The organism is Leeuwenhoekiella sp. A2 (genome assembly GCF_047946655.1).
GTDB lineage: Bacteria > Bacteroidota > Bacteroidia > Flavobacteriales > Flavobacteriaceae > Leeuwenhoekiella.
In genome coordinates this window covers 1,502,439-1,526,136 of the sequence record NZ_CP172311.1, presented here as the reverse complement: position 1 = coordinate 1,526,136, position 23,698 = coordinate 1,502,439, and the positions used below count along the sequence as shown (strand labels likewise).

Below are 23,698 nucleotides of genomic sequence, written 5' to 3'. Positions count from 1 at the left end.
ATAGAAATGAAATACACTAAAGTAATACTCATATTAGCGCTTTCTTTTGTTGTTTTTTCATCTTGTGAAGATGATATAATGGAGTGGCAGGATGTGCCTGAAGAAAGTAAAGTAACTACAGCAGAGTTGCCTCTGGAACTACAGGAGAAAATAACAAGATATGATGCTCTTAATACGTATACTGATTATGTTTTAGGTGCAGGAATAATTCTGGATCTCTATATGAACGATGAAACATATAGAAGTATAGTTAATGAAAATTTTGATGATGTCACTGTTGGCTATGCTATGAAGCATGGTGCTATGGTTAATGCCCAGGGCGAATTAAATTTTAATAACGTAGACAACTTTATGGCTATGACCAATGAGGCGGACATAGACGTTTATGGTCACACTCTTGTATGGCATGCTAATCAAAATGCCAGCTATTTAAATGGATTGATCGCCCCAACAGTTATACCTGGTTCTAGTGGAGCAAATTCTCTTGATTTATCTTCTCTACAAGCAGGAACCCTTGATGGATGGGCAGGTTCATGGAACACTGCAATTTCAGTCATTGATGGTGAAGGTTTATCAAGTGATTCTAAAGCCGTGCAGATGATTGCAGACGGAACATCTAACCCATGGGAGTTGCAACTAGGAACACCAAATATCACCATAGTTAGTGGGCACTCATATGAAGTTTCATTTTATATAAAATCAGATCAGCCTGGGAAAGGGCGTATCTCTTTTGATGCTAATTTAAGTAATCAGTACCCTTGGTTTGATTGGTATGGAACCGGAGAACAAACTGAAGCTTTTGAAACTTCGTCAGAATGGCAACAAGTGAAATTTACTCTTAATGCAGCTGATTTTGTAGCCGGAGCTACAACTTTCATGTTTAATTTCGATATGGGTTATTTATCAGGTGTAACATATTTGATAGATGTTGATAACATTAGTGTTGTCGATCTTGATGCCGAAGCTTCTGTTACTAATGTTATTGGTAATGGAGATTTTGAAGGTGGTAATTTAGATGGATGGAACGGATATGGAAATGGCTCCACACGAGCAATTTCTGCAGAAGGTGAGGGTTACGGAGATACTGGATACGCTATGGTATTAACTAATCCCACAGCCGCTCAGAGTTATGAAGCACAGCAAGTTTACACTTTAAGTGCGCCTATGGAACAAGGAACAGAGTATACTTTTAGTTTTTATGTTAAAGCTACATCTCCGTCTATATTGCAGGTAGAAATTCAGAGTGATGACTATGCAGGCGATTATGCAGGAGGAATAGAAGTAGGCACCACTTGGTCACAAGTAGTCAGAACAATTACACCATCATCAGATAACCGTACTAAATTTGTTTTTGACTTTGGCGAATCTGCAACCACATATTATATAGATGACGTGGTTCTTACAACCGGCGAAGTACAAACTGGTTCTGCACCCATTGTAATTGAAAAAACTGATGAAGAGAAAGCTGAAATTATCGGTGCCGCTATGGAAGACTGGATCTCTAAAATGGTAAGCCATTATAAGACTGAAGTGTCAGCCTGGGACGTTGTTAATGAACCTATGAAAGAAGGAGGGTCTTTACGCGATGGTAATGTTACAGATCCAGCTACAGATGATTTTTACTGGGTTAAATATCTGGGTAAGGATTATGCTGTAACAGCTTTTAATTTAGCCAGACAATATGGTAACGCAACAGATAAATTATTTATTAATGATTATAATTTAGAATCCAGTTTAGCTAAGTGCGATGGGTTGATAGAATATGCTCAGTATATAGAAAGTCAGGGAGCAACAGTAGATGGTATAGGTACTCAAATGCATATTTCTTTAAATACGAGTAGAGAGAATATTGTAGAAATGTTTAAAAAACTGGCAGCTACAGGAAAACTAGTTAAAATATCTGAATTGGATGTTCGCTTAGGTACTGCCTCACCTACTACAGATCAATTAGCAGATCAGGCAGATATGTATCAATTTGTTCTAGATAGTTATAGCGAAAACATTCCTACAGCACAACAATACGGAATTACACTTTGGAATATATCAGACAGTGCAATAGAGCATGAATACTGGTTACCAGACGAATCACCTAATGTGTGGGATGCTAATTACGAAAGAAAGCATGCTTATAAAGGTGTGGCAGATGGACTTGCAGGTTATGATGTAAGTTCAGATTTCACAGGAGAATTACAAGATTAGATGTAATGTTGTTAGGTTAGATTGAAAATCGGAGGGGAAACCCTCCGATTTTTTTATGCATTACCAATATCAGTTGGCAGTATTCCAAAATGTACTTTAAAGCACTTTGAGAAATACGAAGGAGATGAGAATCCTACATTGTAGCTTATTTCGCTAATTGAGTTTTGCCCCTCTTCAATTAATTCTTTAGCTCTCTCAAGTCTAATTTTACGTATAAGCTCATTAGCCGTCAACCCTGTCAAAGCTTTAATTTTACGATATAACTGACTTCGGCTTAGACTAAATTCGTCAGCAAGTTTTTCAACATTGAGGTCTGTCTCACTTATGTTTTCCTGTACGTAGCTAATGATACCAGAAATGAATTCTTTATCAATAGAAGTGCTGGGTTCTAGTTCAGAATTTTTAAAACTACCCATATACTTAGAGAATAAGATGTCTCTGTTTGTAATAAGCTGCTTTAAATGTGATCGCATTACTTTCATTTCAAAAGGCTTGTTTAAATATGCGTCTGCGCCTGCATTAAGACCTTCAACCCAATCATCTACCATAGACTTTGCAGTGAGCATAAGCACAGGAATATGACTTGTTCTTAGGTCATTTTTTAATAATGAGCAGAACTCATGCCCGTTGAGTTTTGGCATAACTACATCTGTAATTACTATATCCGGAATGTACTTAGCCGCCTGTCTTAAACCTTCCTCACCGTCTTCTGCTTCAATAACCTTATATTGGTTCTCTAGTTCCTGTTTTATATACGATCTAAGCTCAATATTATCTTCAACCAGCAGAAGAGTTCGCTTTTGATTTTTAGTCTCTTCAGGAGCTTTCTGTTCAACAGAATCGTTTTCAGATAGAGTTCTAATCGTAGTTTCTGAGCTATTACCTATTTCTGATGGCTCGTAATGTTCTTTTCCTAATGGAATAAGAATTCTAAATTTTGTGCCAACTCCTATTTCGCTTTCTACATCAATCTCACCTTTGTGCAGGTCAACAAAACTTCTTACAACCTCAAGACCTATACCCGTGCCGCTGTAATATTGCTCGTTAAGCTCCTTTATCTGGTAAAAACGGTCAAAAATCTTACTTAACTCTTCCTGAGGAATACCTTTGCCGGTATCTTCAATACTAATCTCAAGCGCTTCTTGAGCAACCCTTGTATTGATCATTTTAAAAGAATGCTCTTGTTTAACGCCTACAGTTAGAGTGATTATACCATTGTTTGCAGTGCTTTTAAATGCATTTGAGAGGATATTGAAAATCACCTTTTCAAGCTTGCTTTTGTCTGCCCAAATGTTTTCCAGAGTTTTATCTATTTCCAGTGACAGAACTATATTTCTTTGCCCGGCTTCCTGTTGAAAATGATCAACTATATCTTCAACGAGGTGGTTAATATTAAAAGAAGTTACAGTTAAGGGTATTTTATTGAACTGAAGTTTTCTAAAATCCATTAACTCGTCGATAAGGCGTTTTAGCCGAGTTGTATTTTTGTGAATTATGCGGTGCTTTTCTTTTATTTTTTCAGGTAGTGAATTCTCCTTCAAAATATCTTCCAGCGGACTTAAAATTAGAGTAAGCGGAGTGCGGAACTCATGGGAGATGTTAGTAAAAAACTGAATTTTCTTATCATTAAGAGCTTCTTCCTGAAGGTGTTTTTCACGCTCCTGCTGTATAGCTCGCCGTGCACGAAGGCGTGCATCAAGAAATCTAAAAGCCAGATAGATTATTAATGCAATAGTTAGGATATAGCAAAGAATGGCAAAATTTGTAAACCACCATGGGCGTAATATTTCAATATTAAGTGTGGCAGCTTTATCATTCCATATGCCGTCGCTATTTGCTGCTTTTACTTTAAAAGTGTAGTTGCCGGCAGGAAGGTTAGTGTAGGTAGCGCTTCTTGTATTTTGTACATAGTTCCAGTCTTTTTCAAAACCTTCCAGATAATAAGCAAACTTGATCTTTTCAGGACGCGTAAAATCTATTGATGCATAGTCAATAGTGAATACAGATTGATCGTGCGAAAAAGTTACCTTTTCCGTTTGGGAAACTACTTTATTGAGCGGAGACTTCTTTACGGCCGGCTCAACCGGTTGATTGAAGATCTTTAAGTCTGAAAGATAAACAATAGGAGGGTTTTCATTAACCGAAATGTTCTTTGGGTCAAAATAATTTATTCCCTCATATGAGCCAAAATATAGCTTACCGGTATTGTCTTTATAAGAAGAATTGGTGTTAAAGTCATTGGTTAATAAGCCGTCATTTGTAGAGAAATTCTGTATTACCTGGCCTTGTTTATCAATTTTTGACAAGCCATTATTACCCGCTAACCAGATTGCACCAGACTCATCTTCTATAATAGAAGCAACAGTCACTTTATTAAATCCATTGCTGGAGTCTACCCAGGTAAATGAATCATTATTCATATCATATTTGCATAGACCGCCACCATCTGTTCCCAGCCAAATATTTTTAGCAGAGTCCTCATAAATATCTAATACAAGGCTTGAATATTTGTTGTTGCTATTTCCGCTATAAAAACGAGATGACAACGTTTCCAGAATATATTCGTCAGGCTTCACTTTTAATTTAAATAGCCCAGCGTTGCCGCCTATCCAGATATTATCCTCGCTATCAACATAGATTCTTTTAACATCACTATAGCTTATTTTTTCACTTAAAAAAGGTTCTTTGTCGTACGAAATGAATTTACTTAATTCAGGATTATACGAATGAATTCCTCTCAAAAATGTACCAATCCAGATCGTTCCATTAGAATCTTCAGAGAAGCTTAGAATACGATCAGTTGCCATTTCACCATGAGTTGTCTCAACTGTATAGTTTGTAAAAGATGTTGATCCTTTTTGCAAATAAAATATACCATAATCCCAGGTGCCAACCCACAAATTCCCTGCGCTATCCTTAAAAAGAGTTTGTACATCTGCAGCACTAAGCCCGGTTGCGATTTTATTATCGTGATCAAGTAAATGCGTAAACTCGTTGCTTTTAGGATTGAATACGTCAATACCGCCGCCGTCCATTCCTATCCATAATCTTCCGGCATCATCCTCCTGTATGCCCGTTACTGAACTTGATTGAAGTGAATTAGGGTAATTAGGCTTACTCTCGATGTCTCGAAATTTATCATAGAATTTATCATATACGCCTACGCCGTTATTATAATAACACACCCATATACGCTGCTGACTATCAAGAAAAAGATCCCAAATAGAATTAGATTTTATACCACTATCATCAGCTTTATTGTTGAGGTAATGATTAATAATCTTACCATTTCTGTTAAGTTCAAAGAGTCCGTCATTTTCTGTCCCGCAGAGTATGGTTTCTCGCGGTGTATTTAAAAGAGACAAAATTCTTTTTGAAGTAATAGGGAAGTTCTGAATGTTATACCTTCCATTTTCATTGCGATCAATCTTGTATAAACCCCTGTTAGTTGTGCCTAACCACAAACTACCTTTACCGTCTATCTCCATGCTTTTAACAGCGAAAGCAATTTTTTCCTTCCCGCTTGCTGTTTTAAAAAACAGAGGTTTAACGATATTCTTTTCTTCATCAAGATCTAGAATACCGTAACTTGTTCCTGCCAGAATTTTATTATCAAAACTTACAATGCTGTTTATAAGCAGGTTTTTTATTTGAGGAATTCCAATTATTTTTATGGCTTCAGAAGTTAATGTTGCAGGGTTTACCCTAAACATTCCGTATTGATGAGTACCCACTAAGAGATCTCCTTTATCATCTTCAAGAATTGCCTGAACCGAAATACTGCTATCTTCAGATTCCTCTAATAAATTAATATGAATAAAATTGTCCTGATCTCTATTGTAAAGATCAAGGCCGGTTTCAGTTCCTATCCATAATCTGTTTTTGCTATCAACGTATGTAAAATGAATGAGTGAATTGCTAATACTGCTGCTGTCTGCCTCATGAAACTGGTACGTTGTATAATCAATACCGTTGTATTTATTAAGCCCCAGACCATTAGTTCCCATCCATAGAAAACCTTGTTGATCCTGAGACATACTGGCTACGGCGCGTTGGGTAGTGTTATTCTTAAGCGCTTCAAAATGATATTCGGGAAAAGGATTATTCTGCGCGCATAATTGGCTTGCCGTTAGCAATAAAAGAATGAAAGCAATTCTAAAGCTGAAAATAGGTGTCAATAATTTATTCATACAATTTGAAAAAATCAATCATTTTATGCAAAAATGAGAATATCTTAAATTAATCACTCAATATAAGCAGAACCTGCCAAGAATAATAGCTTTTATTGAAAATTAGATTTTAAAGTAAAATGGATTAAGGATGGAAATCTCTGGCGAAATAAAACAATTTTAAAACTTCTGATTATTGAAAATACCAAGGAAAATAAATACGTCGATTTTTTATAGTATATTTAAAATGAAGTTCTTAGGACAATTTAGTGTTTAAAAATAACGCTATAACAGCCAAATGTATGATACAAGACTCTAATAATTACTGGGAGCAACTGGAGCGCCTGGAGAAACTTATACGAGCATCAGAATTTAAGGCAGGGGTGGTTTTTTCTTTTCACGGCCTCATTTTAGGGTTTTTTGTAGATAATCTTGAAGAATTGAAACCCATATTTTTACAGACTAATGCATTTATAGTTCTCGCTTTACTCTGGTTTTTATCTGTTCTTTTATCTATTTTTCATTGCTTTAAATGCTTTAGACCGCAAATAGAATTAAAATATACTCCCAATGTTTTCTTCTTTAGAGATGCTGTTTATGCCTTTGGAGATACAAAAGAATATTCTAAACGCCTTCTAGAAGTATGCGAGCGTGAAGAAGAGCTATTTGTTCAGTTAAGTGAACAAATACATGCTGAGAGCAAGATTATAGACCAAAAATTTAAAAGTGTTCACCTCGCCATCAGGTATTTTGTCTTGAGTTTTCTATTTATAGTACTCACAAATATTTTATGGGTAATAAAATTATACGCTTAATTGGAATTAGAAGGAATGAACGGATATTACAAATTGAGAAAAAGAGCGCTCGAGATATTAAATTCAGAACTGCCCAAAGGTTTATATTATCATAGTCTTACGCATACTTTAGATGTTTTAAACACAAGCAATAATTACATTAAGAGAGAAAATATCAATACAGAAGATGCTAAATTATTGAGGATCGCGGTTTTCTTTCATGACACAGGATTTACAAAAAAATATGTAGATCATGAAGAAGTTAGCAGCAACATAGCCATAAGTTTGATGGAAGAGTTTGACTTTAGTGAGCAAGACATTTGTAAAGTGAAAGGTTTAATAATGGCTACTCGTATACCCCAGTTGCCGGCTACACATCTGGAAAAAATAATTTGTGATTCAGATCTTGACTATTTAGGCAGATCAGATTTCTACCCCATAAGTGATCAGCTTTTTAAAGAATTACAATTTAGATCTATGATAGATTCAAAACTGGAGTGGGATAAAGTGCAGATTAAATTTCTTGAGCGACATACATATCATACCCAGTTTGCAATTAAGAACAGACAACCTAACAAAGAAAAACGCATAAAAGAGCTTAAAAACTCGGTTTTAAAGGCAGAAAAGCACCCCCACTAGTACAGTTTAGATTCTATTTCATCTTCCCTGTGCAATAAAATTTAAATGCATAGTCAAAGGCAAGATGTAAAATGTCTTGTGCATATAGAAGTGTGATAAGACCTAAATAGGTTTTTCTAATCTATCAAAGCTTTATACTTTTTACGATTCTCAAAAAGAACCCAAATATTAATTATAAAAAGAACTGCGGCTATAGGTAGTCCAGAGGGAATGTTGATAATATTTATAAGAAGGATTCCTATCATTACCGGAAGAATGATAATAGCTCCCAATGCTCTAAATTTAGGTATGATAAAAAGAATACCACCTAAAACTTCAACTAGACCTGTAAGGGGAAGTAACCAGCCTATTTCTGCAAAAAACGTCATAAGTTTTATGCTTTCTTCCGGCATGTCTTCTGGCATTGGCATGTAATTTAAAAATTTGTTGAGTCCCGCATTGATAAACATTAGCCCGAATAGAAGACATACGACAAATAGAATTTTATTTTTCATTGGTTTAGTTTTAACTAAAGTACATTTAATATTAAAACCTTCAGGAAATAAAATATAAACAAAGCTTTTAGATTTTACAGGTCTCAATTTTCCATTAACACGAGGCACATCGCTGCAATTTCTTTCACTTTGTAATTGTCCATACTTTTATCGTCTGCAACTGCTTCATCAATTTGAATTTTTAATTCTTCAGAAAGAGCACGAAGTTCCAGTAATGTTAGAGCGCCATGATCTGGGGCGAGTAAGTCATAGCAAGTTGCTAGTTTGTTGTGTTCTGAAGCAGCTTTCCACTCTACAATGAGAGATGCGTGAAGCGCACCGCCAGCATTCCATTTTTTTAAATTTCCTTCTATAATTGATCTTAATACAAGAATAAAAACCAAAACACAGATTAATGGATTCATAATTTAGAGGATGAGAGAAACGTTATAACTATGTTAAAAGTACAAGTTAAATTCCGTTTCTCTTTACGGGAAACCGTAAAGTCCTAAAATAGCAAAAGGCACATTTTTACATGTGCCTAATGCATTCCCCTCATCCATTAATACTAATGAATGATCAATATTACTAAGGTTAAACGGGAGTTCTTTACGGGAAACCGTAAAGCGAGTGTTAAATCTCTAAAACTTCATTTTTATTTACCGGGAGGAGTGCGCAAGCCGCTATTTGAAAACTAAAGTTTACGCTGCAGATTGATACGCCAGGCTAGAATAGCCATCACCACAGCGTTTATAAGCAGACCTAAAGATTCTCTGCCGCGTTCTATATTTTCAATTTCTCCTGAGCCTATGCTAACACCTTCAAATTGAGCCGGCCAATTATAAATTGCACCTATCAAAAAAACAATTGCAAGAACAAGTGCGATAGCAAAATGCAGTTTGTGAAAGATAAATGAAATACACGCTAGAGCTGCAGAGCCATAAATGAGATACCACAAAAAAGAATCGGGGTCATTGTTTTGTAAGTAAGCCGCCCAGGCAAAGAGTATCGCAAAACCAAGTGCAAAAATTTTGAATAATGTTTTCATGGCTATGTATTTAAGACATGATTCTCTATAATTTCAAAAATCTGTGTGGGTTGCAAAGCAGGTTTGTTAAATGCGGCAGATTTATTCGTTATACAAACAGGATAATCATCAACCTCCTCTGGTTTGCGGCCATGCGAGCCTTTTACCAATTTCGCATCTAACGGAATAATATCTAAAACTGAACGAAAACCGGCTTTTTTCTTGAGTAACTTCAACGCTACTTTTGGCATAACTAATTTATCGTTGGGGTCTGTCAATAATTCAACAGGATCATAACCCGGTTTTTTGTGAATGTCTACCATACGCGCATAATCTGGAGCTTTGTTGTCATCTTCCCAGAAGTAATAGGTAAACCATGAATTCTTATCGGCAACCACAACTATATCTCCGCAGCGATCATGATCAATATGCGCCTTCTCAAGTTCTTCATCGCTTAGAACCTGCTCAATACCATCAACCTTTTTTAATAGATCTTTTATTTTCGCTTTAAGCGAAATATCTTTTAGGTATACATGCGCGATCTGATGATCTGAAACTGCAAACGCATCGCTGGCACCTGCATCCAGAAGTTCGAGGCCGCGCTCAATGCGTATGTCGAGATAACCTTCTTTTCTTAGAATTCTATTGATGTGTATTGGGTTATTTACATCTGTAATGCCATATTCTGAAAGTAGAATAATGTTTGCATTCTTCTGTTCATAATAGGTTACAAGTTTCTTGACCTCTGCATCTACTTCGTTGAGGTCTTTGCCTATTATACTAAAATCTAAACCAAATTTTTGCAAATTATAATCCAGATGTGGAAGGTAAATCAGCGTGAGCGTTGGGTCGTGCATTTCATCTGTTCGTATAGAAGCATCAGCTATCCAGCGAGTAGATTTTATAGAAGTTTTTGGTCCCCAGAAAGAAAACAACGGGAATGTGCCTAACTCACTCTGTAGCGTATCGCGCAACTCTGAAGGATACGTGTAACAGTCTGGAATCTTTCTGCCGTCTGCCAGATAATTAGGTCGCGGTGTGGCACTGTAATCTACGCTAGAATACATATTGTACCACCAGAACATATTAGAACAAGTAAAAGTTGGGTCGATTTTTTTTAGTTTTTCCCAGATTTTTTCACTTTCTACCAGTTTATTAGACTGTTTCCAAAATTGAATTTCCTGCTGCTCTTTATTAAACCAGCCGTTACCTATAACACCATGTTCAGATGGCCATTTACCTGTTAAGTAGGTAGATTGCGTAGAGCAGGTTACGGCAGGAAGAACGGGTTCTATGACTGCAGAACTGCCTTTTTCTAAAAATGATTTTATAAAAGGCGTGTGGTCGCCTATGAGTCTGCGTGTTAACCCTACAATATTTATAACGACTGTTTTCTTCATAGTTTTTCGGTTAGCCATCCTAATTCTCTTGTTATAGACTCACCCAGATCTGTCTTTAATTCTGCCGGAAGCACATCCCAGGTATAGGTTTCTACTTCAAGGTGATTTGTTACCGCATGATCTTTTAAGTACGCTATAACTTTTAAAATGTGATCTTGTGTTGAGTAAAGTGCTCCGTATTTTTCTAAAAATAGTGGAACATGAAAATGTGCCCGCAGCTCCTCAAAATCGGCTTTTTTAGCTAAAATATCGGGCAGATCGTTAAAGGTTTTTACGTTGCCATCAATTAACTGGGTTACCTGATGCAGGTAAACGGGCTCATTAAACTGGGCCAGTGTTTCCCAAATTTCCTCATTGTCACCTTTGTTAAACAAAATTTTTAATGCAGAACTCACCTGGATTTTACCCACTTTTACCCCGTTTTCTGCTAGCTTTTGAAGGGTTTCTTTAGGTTCTTCATACGCCAGAGAAAAATGGCAAACATCATAGCAAATGGTGATGTACCGGTAAATAAGTTCTTTCGCCTTGCGCGAGTCGCTTCCTAATTCCTGCTTTAAATGATCTATAGCTATAGGTAAAAGATAATCGCTGAAAAACTGTAAAAATTCATCGCTATTCTCCAGCATTCCGTCAGGTTCTGGCTCAATATCTAGATGTATGTATTTACCTGTGCGTTCTTCAAGCTCATGTAAATGCACAATAAGCTGACTTAGATTTTCTGCGCCTTTTTCAAAAGCATTGTTTGTGGCATCTTCTGTTTTGTGCCAATGTCTGTAACTTATGGGAGAGGTTGAAATGCCACCATCAAGATCGTTAGGCAGCAATATCGCTAGTTGGTCTGCAAGGCGTTTAGTATAAATCACACGCTCATCTGTAGTCCAGTCTGGAGCGTGAACCAGATCTTTAACGCGCTCATTATGAAAATTCCCGTAAGGGAAACCATTCATAGTAAACACATAGATATCATTATCATCAAGCCACTTTTTAAAACCATTAAGCACATCGCCGGTGCCCAGTTCTTCGCTTGCTTTATTTGATAATCGCAGTCCCAGCCCGAATTTATCTTCTGTTAGGCTATTTTTTATGCCGGGAACGTATTCTTTAAGGCTCTTAAATGTGAGATCCCAGTTTTCGCCAGGGTGAACATTTGTACAATAGGTAAGATGAAATTTATTGTTTACCAGCATTTAAACAGATAATTTATTGGTGCTGAATTCATTGAGCATGCTCATTGCTTGGCGCATTTTACCATAATCGATCTCGTGCACATCGTGTTTTACACCTATTTCTGAAATCAAGGTTATCGTAAGTTCACCGCCTAAATGCTCTCTAAACTCTTCGATGCCGTTTAGAAGTTCTTCGTATTGCAATTCGCTATCAAGCGGAATACCTAAACTGAATCCTACTTCTTCTAAAACTTTAATGATGCGTTTTAAAGTACTTTCTTCAATTAGACCAATAAGATGTGCATAAGTTAGATCTAGCGCCATACCTATAGCTACAGCTTCACCGTGGCGCACGTTATAATTTGTTATGGCTTCCAGTTTGTGTGCAGCCCAATGACCAAAATCGAGAGGTCTGGAAGAACCGCTTTCAAAAGGGTCGCCACCCTGTGCAATGTGATGCATGTGAAGTTGCGCACATCTATAAATAAGATGCTGCATGGGCTCCATTTCTCTTTCGCATAAAGCGGAAGCATTATTTTCTACCTCTTCAAAGAACGATTTATCTTTAATTAGGGCAACTTTTACAGCTTCTGCAATACCTGAGATCCAATCACGAAATTCTAAAGTAAGCAAAAAATCACTGTCGTTGATAATCGCATATGGAGTTGCAAACGTTCCTAAAAAGTTCTTTTTATTAAGAGCATTTACGCTATTTTTTACGCCAACTGCAGCATCGTTTTGAGCCAAAACAGTCGTTGGAATTCGAATTAATTTTACTCCGCGATGTGCAATTGTTGCTGCATAACCCGCCATGTCTACCAGTGCACCACCGCCAATTGCGATTACAAAAGAATGTCTGCAGATCTTGTTTTCATTAATCGCTTCTATAACTTCTTCTACATGTGCAGGATTGCTCTTACTGCTTTCGCCGCCTTTAACAACAATAGTTGCAGTATGCTGCAGCTGAGAATCATACTTTTTACAGTAAGCAGCTATCTGGCTATCAAGATCAGGATGGTGAAATTTTACACCATCATCGATCACAAAGAGCAACTTTACTTTTTTATTGGGTTTGTAGGCTTTAATAAGGTCTACAAATAGTGCATTCTCCTGATTAAAGAGTCCCTGAGTAAAGTGTAATTTATAATCGTACTTTATAGTGAACGTTTGTTCTATTGGGGTAAAGTTCATAATTTGAAATTTTTAAGTAACCGCAAATAATCTTGATAATAACATAGATAACGGCAATAACAGTAAAACAGCAATGCCTAACCACCATTGAGAAAATCCTACAGCCACAGAGGCATCAAGGATTATAAGCGATAGCACTCCTGCAATTACGGCTTTTTTAATATTTTGAGGAGAATTTTCTTTATAGGCAGCTATAAGCGGCCTATAGATCATAATTGCAAATAGGATTATAAACGGAATGGCAGGCAGGATGTTGTGATCATGACTCAGGAATAGTCCTGTAATCGCGCATATTACAACGGCGTATAATAAACCTGCCAGAATTATATGTTTCTTATTGTCACCATGTACTTCACCACGGCTTATAAGTGTGATTGCGGCAATGTATAAAATAGGTATGATAGAGAAATACCAGTGATTTAGTTCTCCTAAAATGGCGATACCCAGAAGTAAGTTTAAACCTCTGCACACGCCCATATTTACAGGTCCTAAAAAAGCATTGTGTTTAGCAAACTTGTCATAAAGTAATATGGCTATAGCCAAAGCTAAAGCAATAAAGCCACACAAAGCATTTACAAAAAACGCCAGAAAAACCCCTAAAAACAGTAAAAAACCACCTAAAATCGCGGCGTTTTTAAGTTTTATTAATCCGCTGGGGATTGGCCTTTCTGGACGCTCGACAACGTCTAACTCATAATCAAAGAAGTCATTTAGAACCACACCACCGGCATATAAACACACCGAAGCGAGTACAAGAGCAATCACTTCATTAATCAAGACATAAAAAGTGTCTGGCTCAATAAATAAACCTGCTATAGCAATACCTGCAATAACATCTGCAGCAGCTGTAGGTAAATTTGCCGGGCGGGTGAGTCTTAAATATCCTTTTAAAACCGGGTTCATTTAAACAATCTTATCATTATCTACGCGAGGTTTTTGACCGCGTAGCACACTATTATCATTAAAAAGTTCGGTTTGATCAATACCTTCTTTGTCCTTCCACACGCTTTCATTCATTTTTCCGTTTTTACCAAAAGCATCTAAAGCATTTTGATAACACGTTTTAATAACATCTTCTCTTGCAATACCACGTTTCAACATGAGTGAAGCAGTTTTAGGCACAGAAAGCGGATCACTTACTCCCCAGTCTGCAGAACTGTCTACAATTATATGATGACTACCATATTGTTTAACAATTTCTACCATACGCTCATTGCCCATTTTTGTATTGGGGTAAATAGTGAAAGCAGCGATAAAACCACGATCTAGCACTTCTTTTACAGTTTCTTCATTGTTGTGGTCTATGATCACATTTGCAGGGTCAAGACCATGTTCAAGACAAACCTCCATACTTTTAATGGTGCCTGCTTTTTTATCGCGATGTGGCGTATGAATTTGTACTGTCATGTCAAGCTCTTTAGCCATATCAAGCTGCATTCTAAAATACTTATCTTCAGCTTCTGTCTGGTCGTCATAACCTATTTCGCCAATAGCGACAACATTCTCTTTATGCACATATAGAGGGAGCAATTCTATCACCTGCTCTGCTAAAGCTTCATTGTTTGCCTCTTTAGAATTGAGACCAATTGTGCAATAGTGATGTATACCAAATTGGCTTGCGCGAAAAGGTTCCCAGCCTACCAGACTGCTATAATAATCCTGAAATGAACCTACCTGAGTTCTGGGTTGTCCCAGCCAGAAAGATGGTTCTATTATCGCCACAATACCCGCTGCTGCCATTGCCTCATAATCATCTGTCGTTCTAGAGGTCATGTGCACGTGTGGATCTATAAATTTCATTTTATCTTCCATTATTGATCTTTTAAGTTTTGCCAGTTTAGATCTTTATTCTCGATCTGGCTTTTTAGATTTGGGTGATTTTGTATTAACTCTTTTGCTTCTTTTTTCTCTGAATAATAACAACATAAAGCTGCTGCTTTATTCTCGATCTTGTTCTCGCTTGCCAGTAAATGTTGCATGTCTTTATAAAGTTCACCTTCTATAAAGTTTGAAACAGGTCTCCAGAAATACGGTTCAATCTCACGACCCGCCGCCCAGCGTTCATGTGCATAGTCTGAAATTATTCTTGCAAGATCAGCATTTGCACGATCATCAACATCTTCTATTTGAGAAAGATCGCCCTGCATAAAAGCAGTTTTAAGATACATCTGGTTCCATTGCTTTTCAGAAAAATATAAACCCGGATACGGATTCTTAAGTGCAATCGCATTAAAAACCGATGCTATATTTGTGCGTAAAGCATCTACAGCAGTATGCTTAAAATCTTTGGCATTAGGCAAAATTGCCAGATATCTTAAAAATGTTGCCAGTTCAGTCTTGTCTGCCACCTGAATGATATTTGCGACCTTGGGTGTGAAAAAATCAGGATCTATCTCAAGTATTTTAACCAGTAAATACAACCTGCTAATTTCAAGATAATTTGCATCATGATTCTGCAGGTATTTCACCAGGTCTGTAGATGTGGTATAGACCACTTCCTGCGTTTTATCAATTTTAGAAGAAAGTAAGCTGTACGTTAGAAAAAGCTCTTTAGTAGATTTTTCTCTGGCAACAAGTTCAATTTTTTCTTCGAGCCAGTTAAACGTTTTATCTGGCAGTGATCCAGATAAGAGATTTGATAATTGTGTGCTGGTTTGTTTCAATTTCATAAATGTAAATTGATTTGTATTCGCAGGCTTAAATTCGGTTAATAACGAGCGAAATACGCTCAAATTATACTGGTTTTTCAGGTTGTTTGGTCATATTCAATTTATAAATATTCACCTGCGTAATATGCTAGAAAAGTACAAAACTTAAATGTAAATGCCCTTTAACCAACTTTAAAAGTGTCTTGTCTTTTTTGTATTCATGCAAGTAATAATTTACCACTGGTTTGAATGCTGAATTTTCACCCCAGATTAGAATTCTACAGCCAGTTTTTTAGCCTAGAAAAGCGATTTTTAGCCTATAAACCCGGGTTTTTAAACTTCTTTCTCAATAAATGGGATGTCGATATTGAGAATTTCTACAACCAATGATTGTAAATGTTCTTCAAATTTTAATAATATCTCTTTTGAAATAAGCTTATTCCTGTTTTCTTCAAAACTCATAAAACCGGCGCTAAGATTTTTAAATGAAATTATGCCTGCTTCAACGTCCTGATGAGAATCTGATTCTTTTGAGAGCATCAAGGCATAACACAGAACCTGAAAAGCCTTACCGTGTTTTTTATAATCTGAAGTTAATAATTCCCATTCAGAAATTTTTAATTCTCCAGCGATTACTTTGCCGGTTTTATAGTCTAAAACGCGTGTTGTTCCGTTAAAACGATCTATGCGATCTACAGTTCCTTTTAAGTGTATCGTGGTATCGCCAACGGTAAACGGGACTTTGTATTTTTTCTCAAGACTTTTAATAATGATCTCGTTACCGGCATCTAATTGGCTTATTTCAGATTTAATAAAATTCTTTACAAATTGCTGAGCTACATGAAAAATGATGAGGTTTTTACCTGTTTTGATGTTTGCCAGATTATATTCTTTAGCAAACTGATCTTCCACAAATTGCGGTACTAATTTTAAAAGCTTAAGAAGAATTTCTTTAGATAAAATCGTATTTAGATAAGGCGTATATAATTCTTCCAGAGCCTGATGAACAATTGTACCAAGCGTATTGTAAGCCACAATATCTTCAACATCATCCAGTTCATTTATACCCAAAACATATTTGTAGTAAAAATCAATAGGGTTGCGTATATATGTGGTCAATGCTGACGGAGACAAGCCGTAGTTAGCATGTTTTTTTAAAGCCTCTATTATTGCCGGTGTCTTATCGATCTGTTTAAGCTCGTGTTTGTGCAATGTCACTTTTGCACTCGCTGATGATTCTGTGAAGTTGTACACCGCATTTTTATCTGTGGCGAGCTGTAAGAGAAATCTACTTTTCTCACCACTATTTAAGCCGTCTGCCTGATTGTTGTATAACAAATGCACGTTTGATGCTCTTTGCAGTAATCTGAAGAAGTGATAGGCATAAACTGCATCTTTCTCGCGATAAGTAGGTAGTTTATAGTCTAATTTAAGATCGAAAGGAATAAAGCTGTTCTGACTCTTACCAGAAGGAAGTACACCTTCATTTAGCGAAGTGACAATAATGTTTTTAAAATCAAGTACACGTGATTCAAGCACACCCATGATCTGTAGGCCAGTGTAAGGATCTCCTTTAAAATCTACTGTTTCTACCGCCAGCAACTCTTTATAAAAGCGCTGTAGCGTTTTTATATCATTGATGTAGTTGTAGTCTAAACAAAGATTTTTAAGTTGTTCAAATATTTTAAGAAAGGCATAGAGGTATTCAAGCTGAATCCAGTTTTTTTGCGGCAGAAGTATTTCTTTAATCTCATTGATCAATAAAAGTACACTGTTGAGACTTTGAGATATCTTATTTTGCCACGGACTGAATAAATACTTCGTTGCCTTAGTCTGGGGGTTGTTCCAGATCTGCTCAAAGTCGGTTTGAGTAATGTAGATGAGATTATTTTTTAAAATATGATCTCTTAGATGTTGATGTTGGCCTTGTAACAAAAGTTGAGTATATGGTTGTCCTAATAAGGCAAGAACATCTTTATAGAAAAAGTGCCCGTCTCGCGAGTTAATTTGCATTGTGAACCAGTTCTCAAAAAAAGCTGCATCAGGAACCTGATTAAGCGGCAGACCCATTGTGACATTGAGGTTCTTTACATTTTCTGGCAGCGAATTAAGCAATGGCAATAGGAGTGTCTCACTGCCTAAAACAATTGCTGTTTCAGTAAGTTCCTGGTTGCTGAGATCTTTTAATAATTGCCCCACATATTTTACCTGCCCAATGTTTTGAGAAACGGCAACGGCTTTAATTTTTTTAGACTGTTCAAAATACGAAGAGCTGCCTTTAAAATCGTGGTTCTTATAATAAGACCAGTTTTTGCGATAATCTTTGATGAACGTATTGACGACATGTTTCTCGTCATTGAGAAATTTGTTGTCTATATCCCAGTAGATTTCGGCTTTATCAATATTAAGAAATGACTGTATAATTTTTTGCTCTGCAGCATTGAGTGCATTAAAACCTGCAAAGACAAAAAAGCCAGTTTGCTTAGAAGCATAATGATCTGTTTTACGTGCAGATTCTTTATAAAGCATGCCTTGATAACCGATGCCTTTTTCGCGTAGGTGTGTTGAGAAGCTATGGTAATACTTTTCTATTGCGCGCCAGAATGAGAGATAATTAGTAACCAGATCTGATGGTGTTTCATCTGTAGACCAATGGTTGAGTTCTTTCACGGCTGTGAGATAATTAAAGAAATCGTGAGTGGGAATTAGATATCTGTCAATCTCATTAAAGTCACCTATTAATGTTTGTCCCCAACCAAGAAATTCTAGAAAAGAATCTGAATTTTGAGCGTTTTCCTGCCTGTAAATATGGTATAGTTCCAGCTGTAGCTGGGTAGAAGTCGCCAGAGTCAGTTTTGAAATGTCTGCAATTAGGTCTTCGATCGCAAGTATGCGTGGTAAAAATGTAGAGGTATGAAGCTTAGCGGCTAGCTTCTTTTTTAGGAATGTTCCTGCTCGTTTAGAGGGAAGTATAAATGTAAGTTGAGTGACATCAGAATGATTTTTTAAGACATCATCTAGTACTTCTTCTATGAATGTTATCATAGACTAAAAATAAAAAACGCCCTGATTAATCAGGGCGTTTTCTCAAATATTATGGTTTCTATTTATAGAATTATTCTTCTATAAGAGAAAGCTCAACTCTTCTGTTTTTCTGTCTTCCGGCAGCAGTAGCGTTGCTTGCAACTGGTCTTGTCTCACCAAAACCTTGAGAAGATAAACGATCTGCAGGGATACCCTGGCTTGTTAAGTACTCACGTACTGAAGCAGCACGCTTGTCAGAAAGTTCCATGTTATACTTATCGCTACCAGTACTATCTGTGTGACCTTCTATTAAGAATCTTGTATTAGAGTATTCTTTCATAGTTTCAGCTACTTGGTTAAGAGTTTCGTAAGACTCTTGACGGATAGTTGCTTTGTTAAGATCAAATAATACTGAACGTACTTGAACGTTGATTTCTTCAAGAACCTCTACAGTTACTTCAGGACAACCGTTGTTAGCAACAGTACCAGCAACTTCTGGGCACTCATCATCTTTGTCTAATACACCATCGTTATCTTTATCTTCGTAAGGACAACCGTTGTTAGCAGCAGGACCAGCCTCATTAGGACAGTTATCATCTGCATCTTTAACACCATCACCATCAGCATCAGGACAACCGTTCATTGCAGCTGTACCAGCTTCAGTTGGGCACTCATCATCTGGATCTGCGATACCGTCACCGTCTGTATCAGGACAACCGTTAAATTCTGGTAAACCAGCAGTTGTAGGACAGTTATCTTCAGAATCTTTTATACCATCACCATCTGTATCAGGGCAACCGTTGAATTCTGGTAGACCAGGAGTTTCTGGGCACTCATCATTCTTGTCATAGATACCATCACCGTCTGTATCTTTTCCGCCAAAAGCGAAACCAATACCTGCAGTGTGTTGCATGTGCTTAGTATAGCTATCTTCAAATGCATGCTTGTAAGTAGAGCTTAGGTTTAAGTTAAGTGATTCACTTAGCCAGATTTTAAGACCTACAGTTCCGTTTGCAGTACCAAAGCTAGACATGTCACCAATAAATGTGTAACCACCACCTACTCCTAGGTAAGGATCAAACCAACCACCTTCGCCAAAAAGAGCGTCGCGGAAGCTATAAGAGATCATACCGTCAACAGCATAATATGCTAAATCATCAGCCTCTGTATCTCCTAATTTGTCTAATTTGTTTACAGAACCACGTACACCTAATACGAAGCCATCACCTATATAACGACCTACAGAAAGTGTTGATACTGAAGGAAGAATATTCCAGTGATCATCTACATTGTAAAATTCGTCAAGGAATTCTCCTCTTAAGTCTGGAAAAGCATCTCCAACTGGATAAGTGTCAATGGCATTCACGCCTATCGAAATTCCCCATGGATTATCTTCGTCTTGTGCATTCGCAGAACTAGTTCCTAAAAATACTAGCGCAGCGAACAATAGTAATCTGCTAAGATTTTTCATATTCAAAAGTTAATTTTAAGTGTTAATTAGAGCAAAAGTAAGTTGTTAAAAATTATGAACAAAGCTAAAAGTAATAAAATTTTATTAAAACAATGCCTGTTATAAGATACTGTTATAACCTATTTAATCAATGATTTTCAGAGATTTTCGTTTAAAATCACCCGCTTTTTTGAAGTCTTAAAACGGCGTTAGCTTTTCAAGCCCATTATGTTAACAACCCTGCTATTTTAAGATTTTGCTTTCTGTGAAAATTAGAATAACTATACGGTCTATACTTCCTTATTGTGGTAAAATGTAGGGCTTATAAAACCAAGAGTTGCTCCGCTTCGTTAAGATAAACAATTACCTTTTTTTCTACTTTAAAACCCATATCTGCTAATGCTATTGCATAACCACTTATTTGGTTTTTATGAGCATCGTTAGGAGCTCCCGTCTTATAATCTAATAAATATGCTTTTTTAGATACATCTGTCTCGACACGGTCTGGCCGTAGTACATCGCCTTGGTATAATATGTCACGTTCATTATATATATGGTGTGATTTATTAAAGAAGCCTTCTTCCTCAAGCCGCGATGTTAGACCCAGCAGATTTCTTTTGAGAAGTGGCAGTTCTTCTGCTGTGATGAAGCCTGATTTATATGCCAGTTCCAGTTGGTTTTCTATTTCAGCTCTGGTTTCTATTTGAGCCATGATATCGTGAATGATATTACCAGTAGATATTGCCTGTTGTCGTGCAGTATCCCATAATTGTTCTGCCTGAGTAACCACAATTATGTTGTGCTCTTCTTTTGCAGATGAGATAATATCGAGGTTTTCATCGGTTTTTGCCTGATTTTCGGGTTTAGAAATGCGATTTTTAGTACCAAAATCAAATAATCTCGCATCATCTTTCCAAAGTCCTGCCTCATCGAGATAGTTAATTAAAATGTCTGCAAAGGTTGTGGGTTCTGTGCCGGGTTTGCTTCTTTCGCTACAGCGAGACACAATATAAAGTTGCTCGACTGCTCGTGTAAGTGCTACATATAATATATTGAGGTTGTCAAGTTGTTGCTGTTGTCTTTTTGCATTGTAAAGAGCAGCAGTGTTTTCATCAATATTCAATAATTCTTTTTTCTGACTTAAAAGCAGTGTTTCAAAACCTAAGAATTGTTCGGGATCTGTTCGATACCAGTTAGTATTATCAGATCTTGGATATAGATCGCTTTCTGCGAACGGATAAATTACTACCTGAAACTCGAGGCCTTTAGCTTTATGAATTGTCATCACCTGCACCGCTTTTGTAGAAGGCGGTGTGCTTATACTTTTACGCTCTTTATTCTTTTCCCACCAGTCCAGAAACCCATGAATTCCTGCCTCATTCTTCTGGGTATAATCAAAAACGTTATCAAGAAAAAACTGAATATGAGAACCTCCGTCTGTAAGATCAAACGATCTAATTATATATTCTACGGCCTCATAAAGCGGCAATAGTGCACAACGATCGAGATCAAAGTCAATATTGTAATCTTGTAATGCTATAAAAAGCTGTTGACCTGTTAGCTTAAGGTGTGAACTATAAAACTCATGCGGTTCTTTTAATTTTAGGAGATCAAGAGCGAGATATTCTAAAATCTGTATGCTAATCTCAGATGAATCTGGTTGCAGAATAAATTGTAATACAGCAGCAATAAACCGTACCTGTGCAGATTGATTGATCAAAAGGCTTTCGTTAGAAACAACAGGAATGTTATTCTCCTGCAGAAATTGGGCAATAGCCACACCTTCATCATTTTTACGCACAAGAATACATATTTCGCTTAAAGCGAAATTGACCTTGGCTTCATCTAGAAGGGCTAAAGTTTGCTCCAGATAAAGAGGTATAGCTTCTTCTTTAGTCTTTGCCTCTACAAAAGAAATGGAAACATAACCGCCGGTTTTTGCGTTGAATTTCTGGCTATTGCCTTCGATGTAAATCTTAGAATAATCTGCAAATTCAAGGCTGGCAGCAGCTTGCGTAAATAACGAATTATTGAAGTTTATTACCTCAGAATAGCTTCTGTAATTAGACTCGAGGTCTATTCTTTCTTTATTTTGATTTTGGAAAGGGTTGTGATCACCTGAGAGCTTGATAAACTGTTCTGCGTAACCGCCCCGCCATCTGTAAATGGCTTGCTTTGGGTCACCCACAAGCATAAGACTGTTGAGAATATCGTCTTTTTTTTCTGCGCTCACGGCATTATCAATCAGCGGAATCATGTTTTCCCACTGTAGAACCGAAGTGTCCTGAAACTCATCTATAAAATAATGTTGATATCGCTCGCCCAGTCTTTCGTAAATAAATGGCGTAGGTTGACCGGCGATATTCTTATTGATAAGTTCATTAAAATCGGAAATTAGAATGAGATTTTTTTCAGCCTTTATTTTTTGTACTTCGTTATTTATAGCTTGTAATACCGATAACGGAGTAAGTTTTTTTAAAAGTTCTTCAAAAAGTAAAATCTGAAGTATATTATGCTGTATGATTTTAAAAGCGCGCACTATTGTGGGAGCCGCTTCATCTATAATAGCTTTTATATGCTGCTTTTGTGATTTTGTGTACAAAGGCTGGTTCTCAATATTAAGCGCCCATCCTGCCTGAAAGTTTATGTTGAAATTACCGTCACAGCACTTTTCTAAAGCTTTAGGGAGATATTTACCACTAAAATTTGCAGGTTCTAAGCCTTGTTGTTCAATATACTCGAGAGTTTGTGTTGCTGTTATTTTAACGTGTTCAGAAACCGTTCTGATCTTATCAACTAAATGCTTTTTTAAAGCTGAAAAATCCTGTAGTGACTTTCCTTTTAAGAGTTGTAGAAAGCTGCGGTCGTTCTCGCTGAGAAGTAATCTGCCAATATCGTAAAGATCTTTAGAAATATCCCAGCTTTTATCATCGTCTGTTTTTTCTAATGCATAATCAAGAAGCACAGGCGTCACGAGTTTGTCTTCTCCGGCTTTCTCTATAAGATTATCAACAGCCTGCTCCAGAACTTCTGTCGTGTTTAGCTCAACTTCAAAATTTTGCGGGATTCTAAGATCATAAGCAAATGTGCGTATAATACGATGTGTAAAATTATCTATGGTAACAACATCAAAAGAGGCGTAATCCTGAACAATATTTTTAAGAATTCGCTCCGATTTTTTGATGATTTCTTCCGATTTTAAGCCCGTTGCGCCCGATATTTCGTTAAACATGGCAGTGGGAGATTCCGCGATCGTAGGTTCACTAAATTCCTGAAGGTTTTTAATAATGCGAGATTTCATTTCAGCAACCGCTTTGTTAGTGAAAGTTATCGCAAGTATATTTCGGTATTTAAATTCATTATTACTCTTTAAAAGTATAATTAGGTAATTGCGCACGAGGGCAAATGTTTTCCCCGCGCCGGCAGAAGCATTGTAGATAGAGATAGCTGGTAGTTGCATAGTCCCGAAGATAGCAAAACCCATATAAAATAATATAAATAATAAAAAGAAAGAGACT

Annotated in this window: 16 protein-coding genes; 3 read left to right on the top strand and 13 right to left on the bottom strand. The window is 36.8% G+C overall.

What is annotated here, in order from left to right; translation table 11 throughout:
- Positions 1-6 precede the first annotated feature (6 nt).
- Complete coding sequence (locus ACH3PA_RS06835; RefSeq protein WP_416445884.1) at positions 7-2,199, top strand: endo-1,4-beta-xylanase; 2,193 nt, start codon at positions 7-9, stop codon at positions 2,197-2,199.
- Between the two features lie 53 nt (positions 2,200-2,252).
- Here ACH3PA_RS06835 and ACH3PA_RS06830 read toward each other — a convergent pair whose 3' ends face one another.
- A complete protein-coding gene (locus tag ACH3PA_RS06830) occupies positions 2,253-6,389 on the bottom strand; it encodes a two-component regulator propeller domain-containing protein (RefSeq protein WP_416445886.1) in 4,137 nt (1,378 codons plus the stop codon).
- A 281-nt stretch (positions 6,390-6,670) separates the two neighbouring features.
- Here ACH3PA_RS06830 and ACH3PA_RS06825 point away from each other — a divergent pair, with 281 nt between their 5' ends.
- Positions 6,671-7,183, top strand: a complete 513-nt coding sequence (locus tag ACH3PA_RS06825; RefSeq protein WP_416445888.1) for a Pycsar system effector family protein — start codon at positions 6,671-6,673, stop codon at positions 7,181-7,183.
- Complete coding sequence (locus ACH3PA_RS06820) at positions 7,184-7,801, top strand: hypothetical protein (protein WP_416445890.1); 618 nt, start codon at positions 7,184-7,186, stop codon at positions 7,799-7,801.
- Between the two features lie 116 nt (positions 7,802-7,917).
- Here ACH3PA_RS06820 and ACH3PA_RS06815 read toward each other — a convergent pair whose 3' ends face one another.
- The 12 genes from ACH3PA_RS06815 to ACH3PA_RS06760 all read right to left on the bottom strand — a co-directional run bounded on the left by ACH3PA_RS06815 (position 7,918) and on the right by ACH3PA_RS06760 (position 23,640).
- Positions 7,918-8,295, bottom strand: coding sequence for a MauE/DoxX family redox-associated membrane protein (locus ACH3PA_RS06815; protein WP_416445892.1), 378 nt, complete (start codon positions 8,293-8,295; stop codon positions 7,918-7,920).
- Positions 8,296-8,378: 83 nt separating this feature from the next.
- Positions 8,379-8,699 (bottom strand): hypothetical protein, encoded by a 321-nt coding sequence (locus ACH3PA_RS06810; protein ID WP_416445894.1) that lies wholly within the window; start codon positions 8,697-8,699, stop codon positions 8,379-8,381.
- 269 nt (positions 8,700-8,968) lie between these two features.
- Complete coding sequence (locus ACH3PA_RS06805; protein WP_416445896.1) at positions 8,969-9,322, bottom strand: transmembrane 220 family protein; 354 nt, start codon at positions 9,320-9,322, stop codon at positions 8,969-8,971.
- A gap of 2 nt (positions 9,323-9,324) precedes the next feature.
- Positions 9,325-10,701 (bottom strand): alkaline phosphatase family protein, encoded by a 1,377-nt coding sequence (locus ACH3PA_RS06800; protein ID WP_416445898.1) that lies wholly within the window; start codon positions 10,699-10,701, stop codon positions 9,325-9,327.
- Entirely contained in the window at positions 10,698-11,888 is a 1,191-nt protein-coding gene (gene eboE, locus ACH3PA_RS06795) for a metabolite traffic protein EboE (protein WP_416445900.1), read from the bottom strand. Before eboE ends, ACH3PA_RS06800 begins: the two co-directional genes overlap by 4 nt.
- Positions 11,889-13,058 (bottom strand): 3-dehydroquinate synthase, encoded by a 1,170-nt coding sequence (locus ACH3PA_RS06790; protein ID WP_416445902.1) that lies wholly within the window; start codon positions 13,056-13,058, stop codon positions 11,889-11,891.
- Positions 13,059-13,070: 12 nt separating this feature from the next.
- Positions 13,071-13,961 (bottom strand): UbiA-like protein EboC, encoded by an 891-nt coding sequence (gene eboC, locus ACH3PA_RS06785; protein WP_416445904.1) that lies wholly within the window; start codon positions 13,959-13,961, stop codon positions 13,071-13,073.
- Positions 13,962-14,870, bottom strand: coding sequence for a TatD family hydrolase (locus tag ACH3PA_RS06780; RefSeq protein WP_416445906.1), 909 nt, complete (start codon positions 14,868-14,870; stop codon positions 13,962-13,964).
- Complete coding sequence (locus tag ACH3PA_RS06775) at positions 14,870-15,727, bottom strand: EboA domain-containing protein (protein ID WP_416445908.1); 858 nt, start codon at positions 15,725-15,727, stop codon at positions 14,870-14,872. Before ACH3PA_RS06775 ends, ACH3PA_RS06780 begins: the two co-directional genes overlap by 1 nt.
- A 312-nt stretch (positions 15,728-16,039) precedes the next feature.
- On the bottom strand, positions 16,040-18,751 hold the full coding sequence (locus ACH3PA_RS06770; RefSeq protein WP_416445910.1) for a PD-(D/E)XK nuclease family protein: 2,712 nt from the start codon (positions 18,749-18,751) through the stop codon (positions 16,040-16,042).
- A gap of 70 nt (positions 18,752-18,821) precedes the next feature.
- Positions 18,822-20,201, bottom strand: coding sequence for an OmpA family protein (locus ACH3PA_RS06765; protein ID WP_416445912.1), 1,380 nt, complete (start codon positions 20,199-20,201; stop codon positions 18,822-18,824).
- 301 nt (positions 20,202-20,502) lie between these two features.
- Positions 20,503-23,640 carry a UvrD-helicase domain-containing protein gene (locus ACH3PA_RS06760; RefSeq protein ID WP_416445914.1) on the bottom strand — a complete coding sequence of 1,046 codons (3,138 nt, stop codon included), beginning with the start codon at positions 23,638-23,640 and terminating at the stop codon, positions 20,503-20,505.
- Between the last annotated feature and the right edge of the window lie 58 nt (positions 23,641-23,698).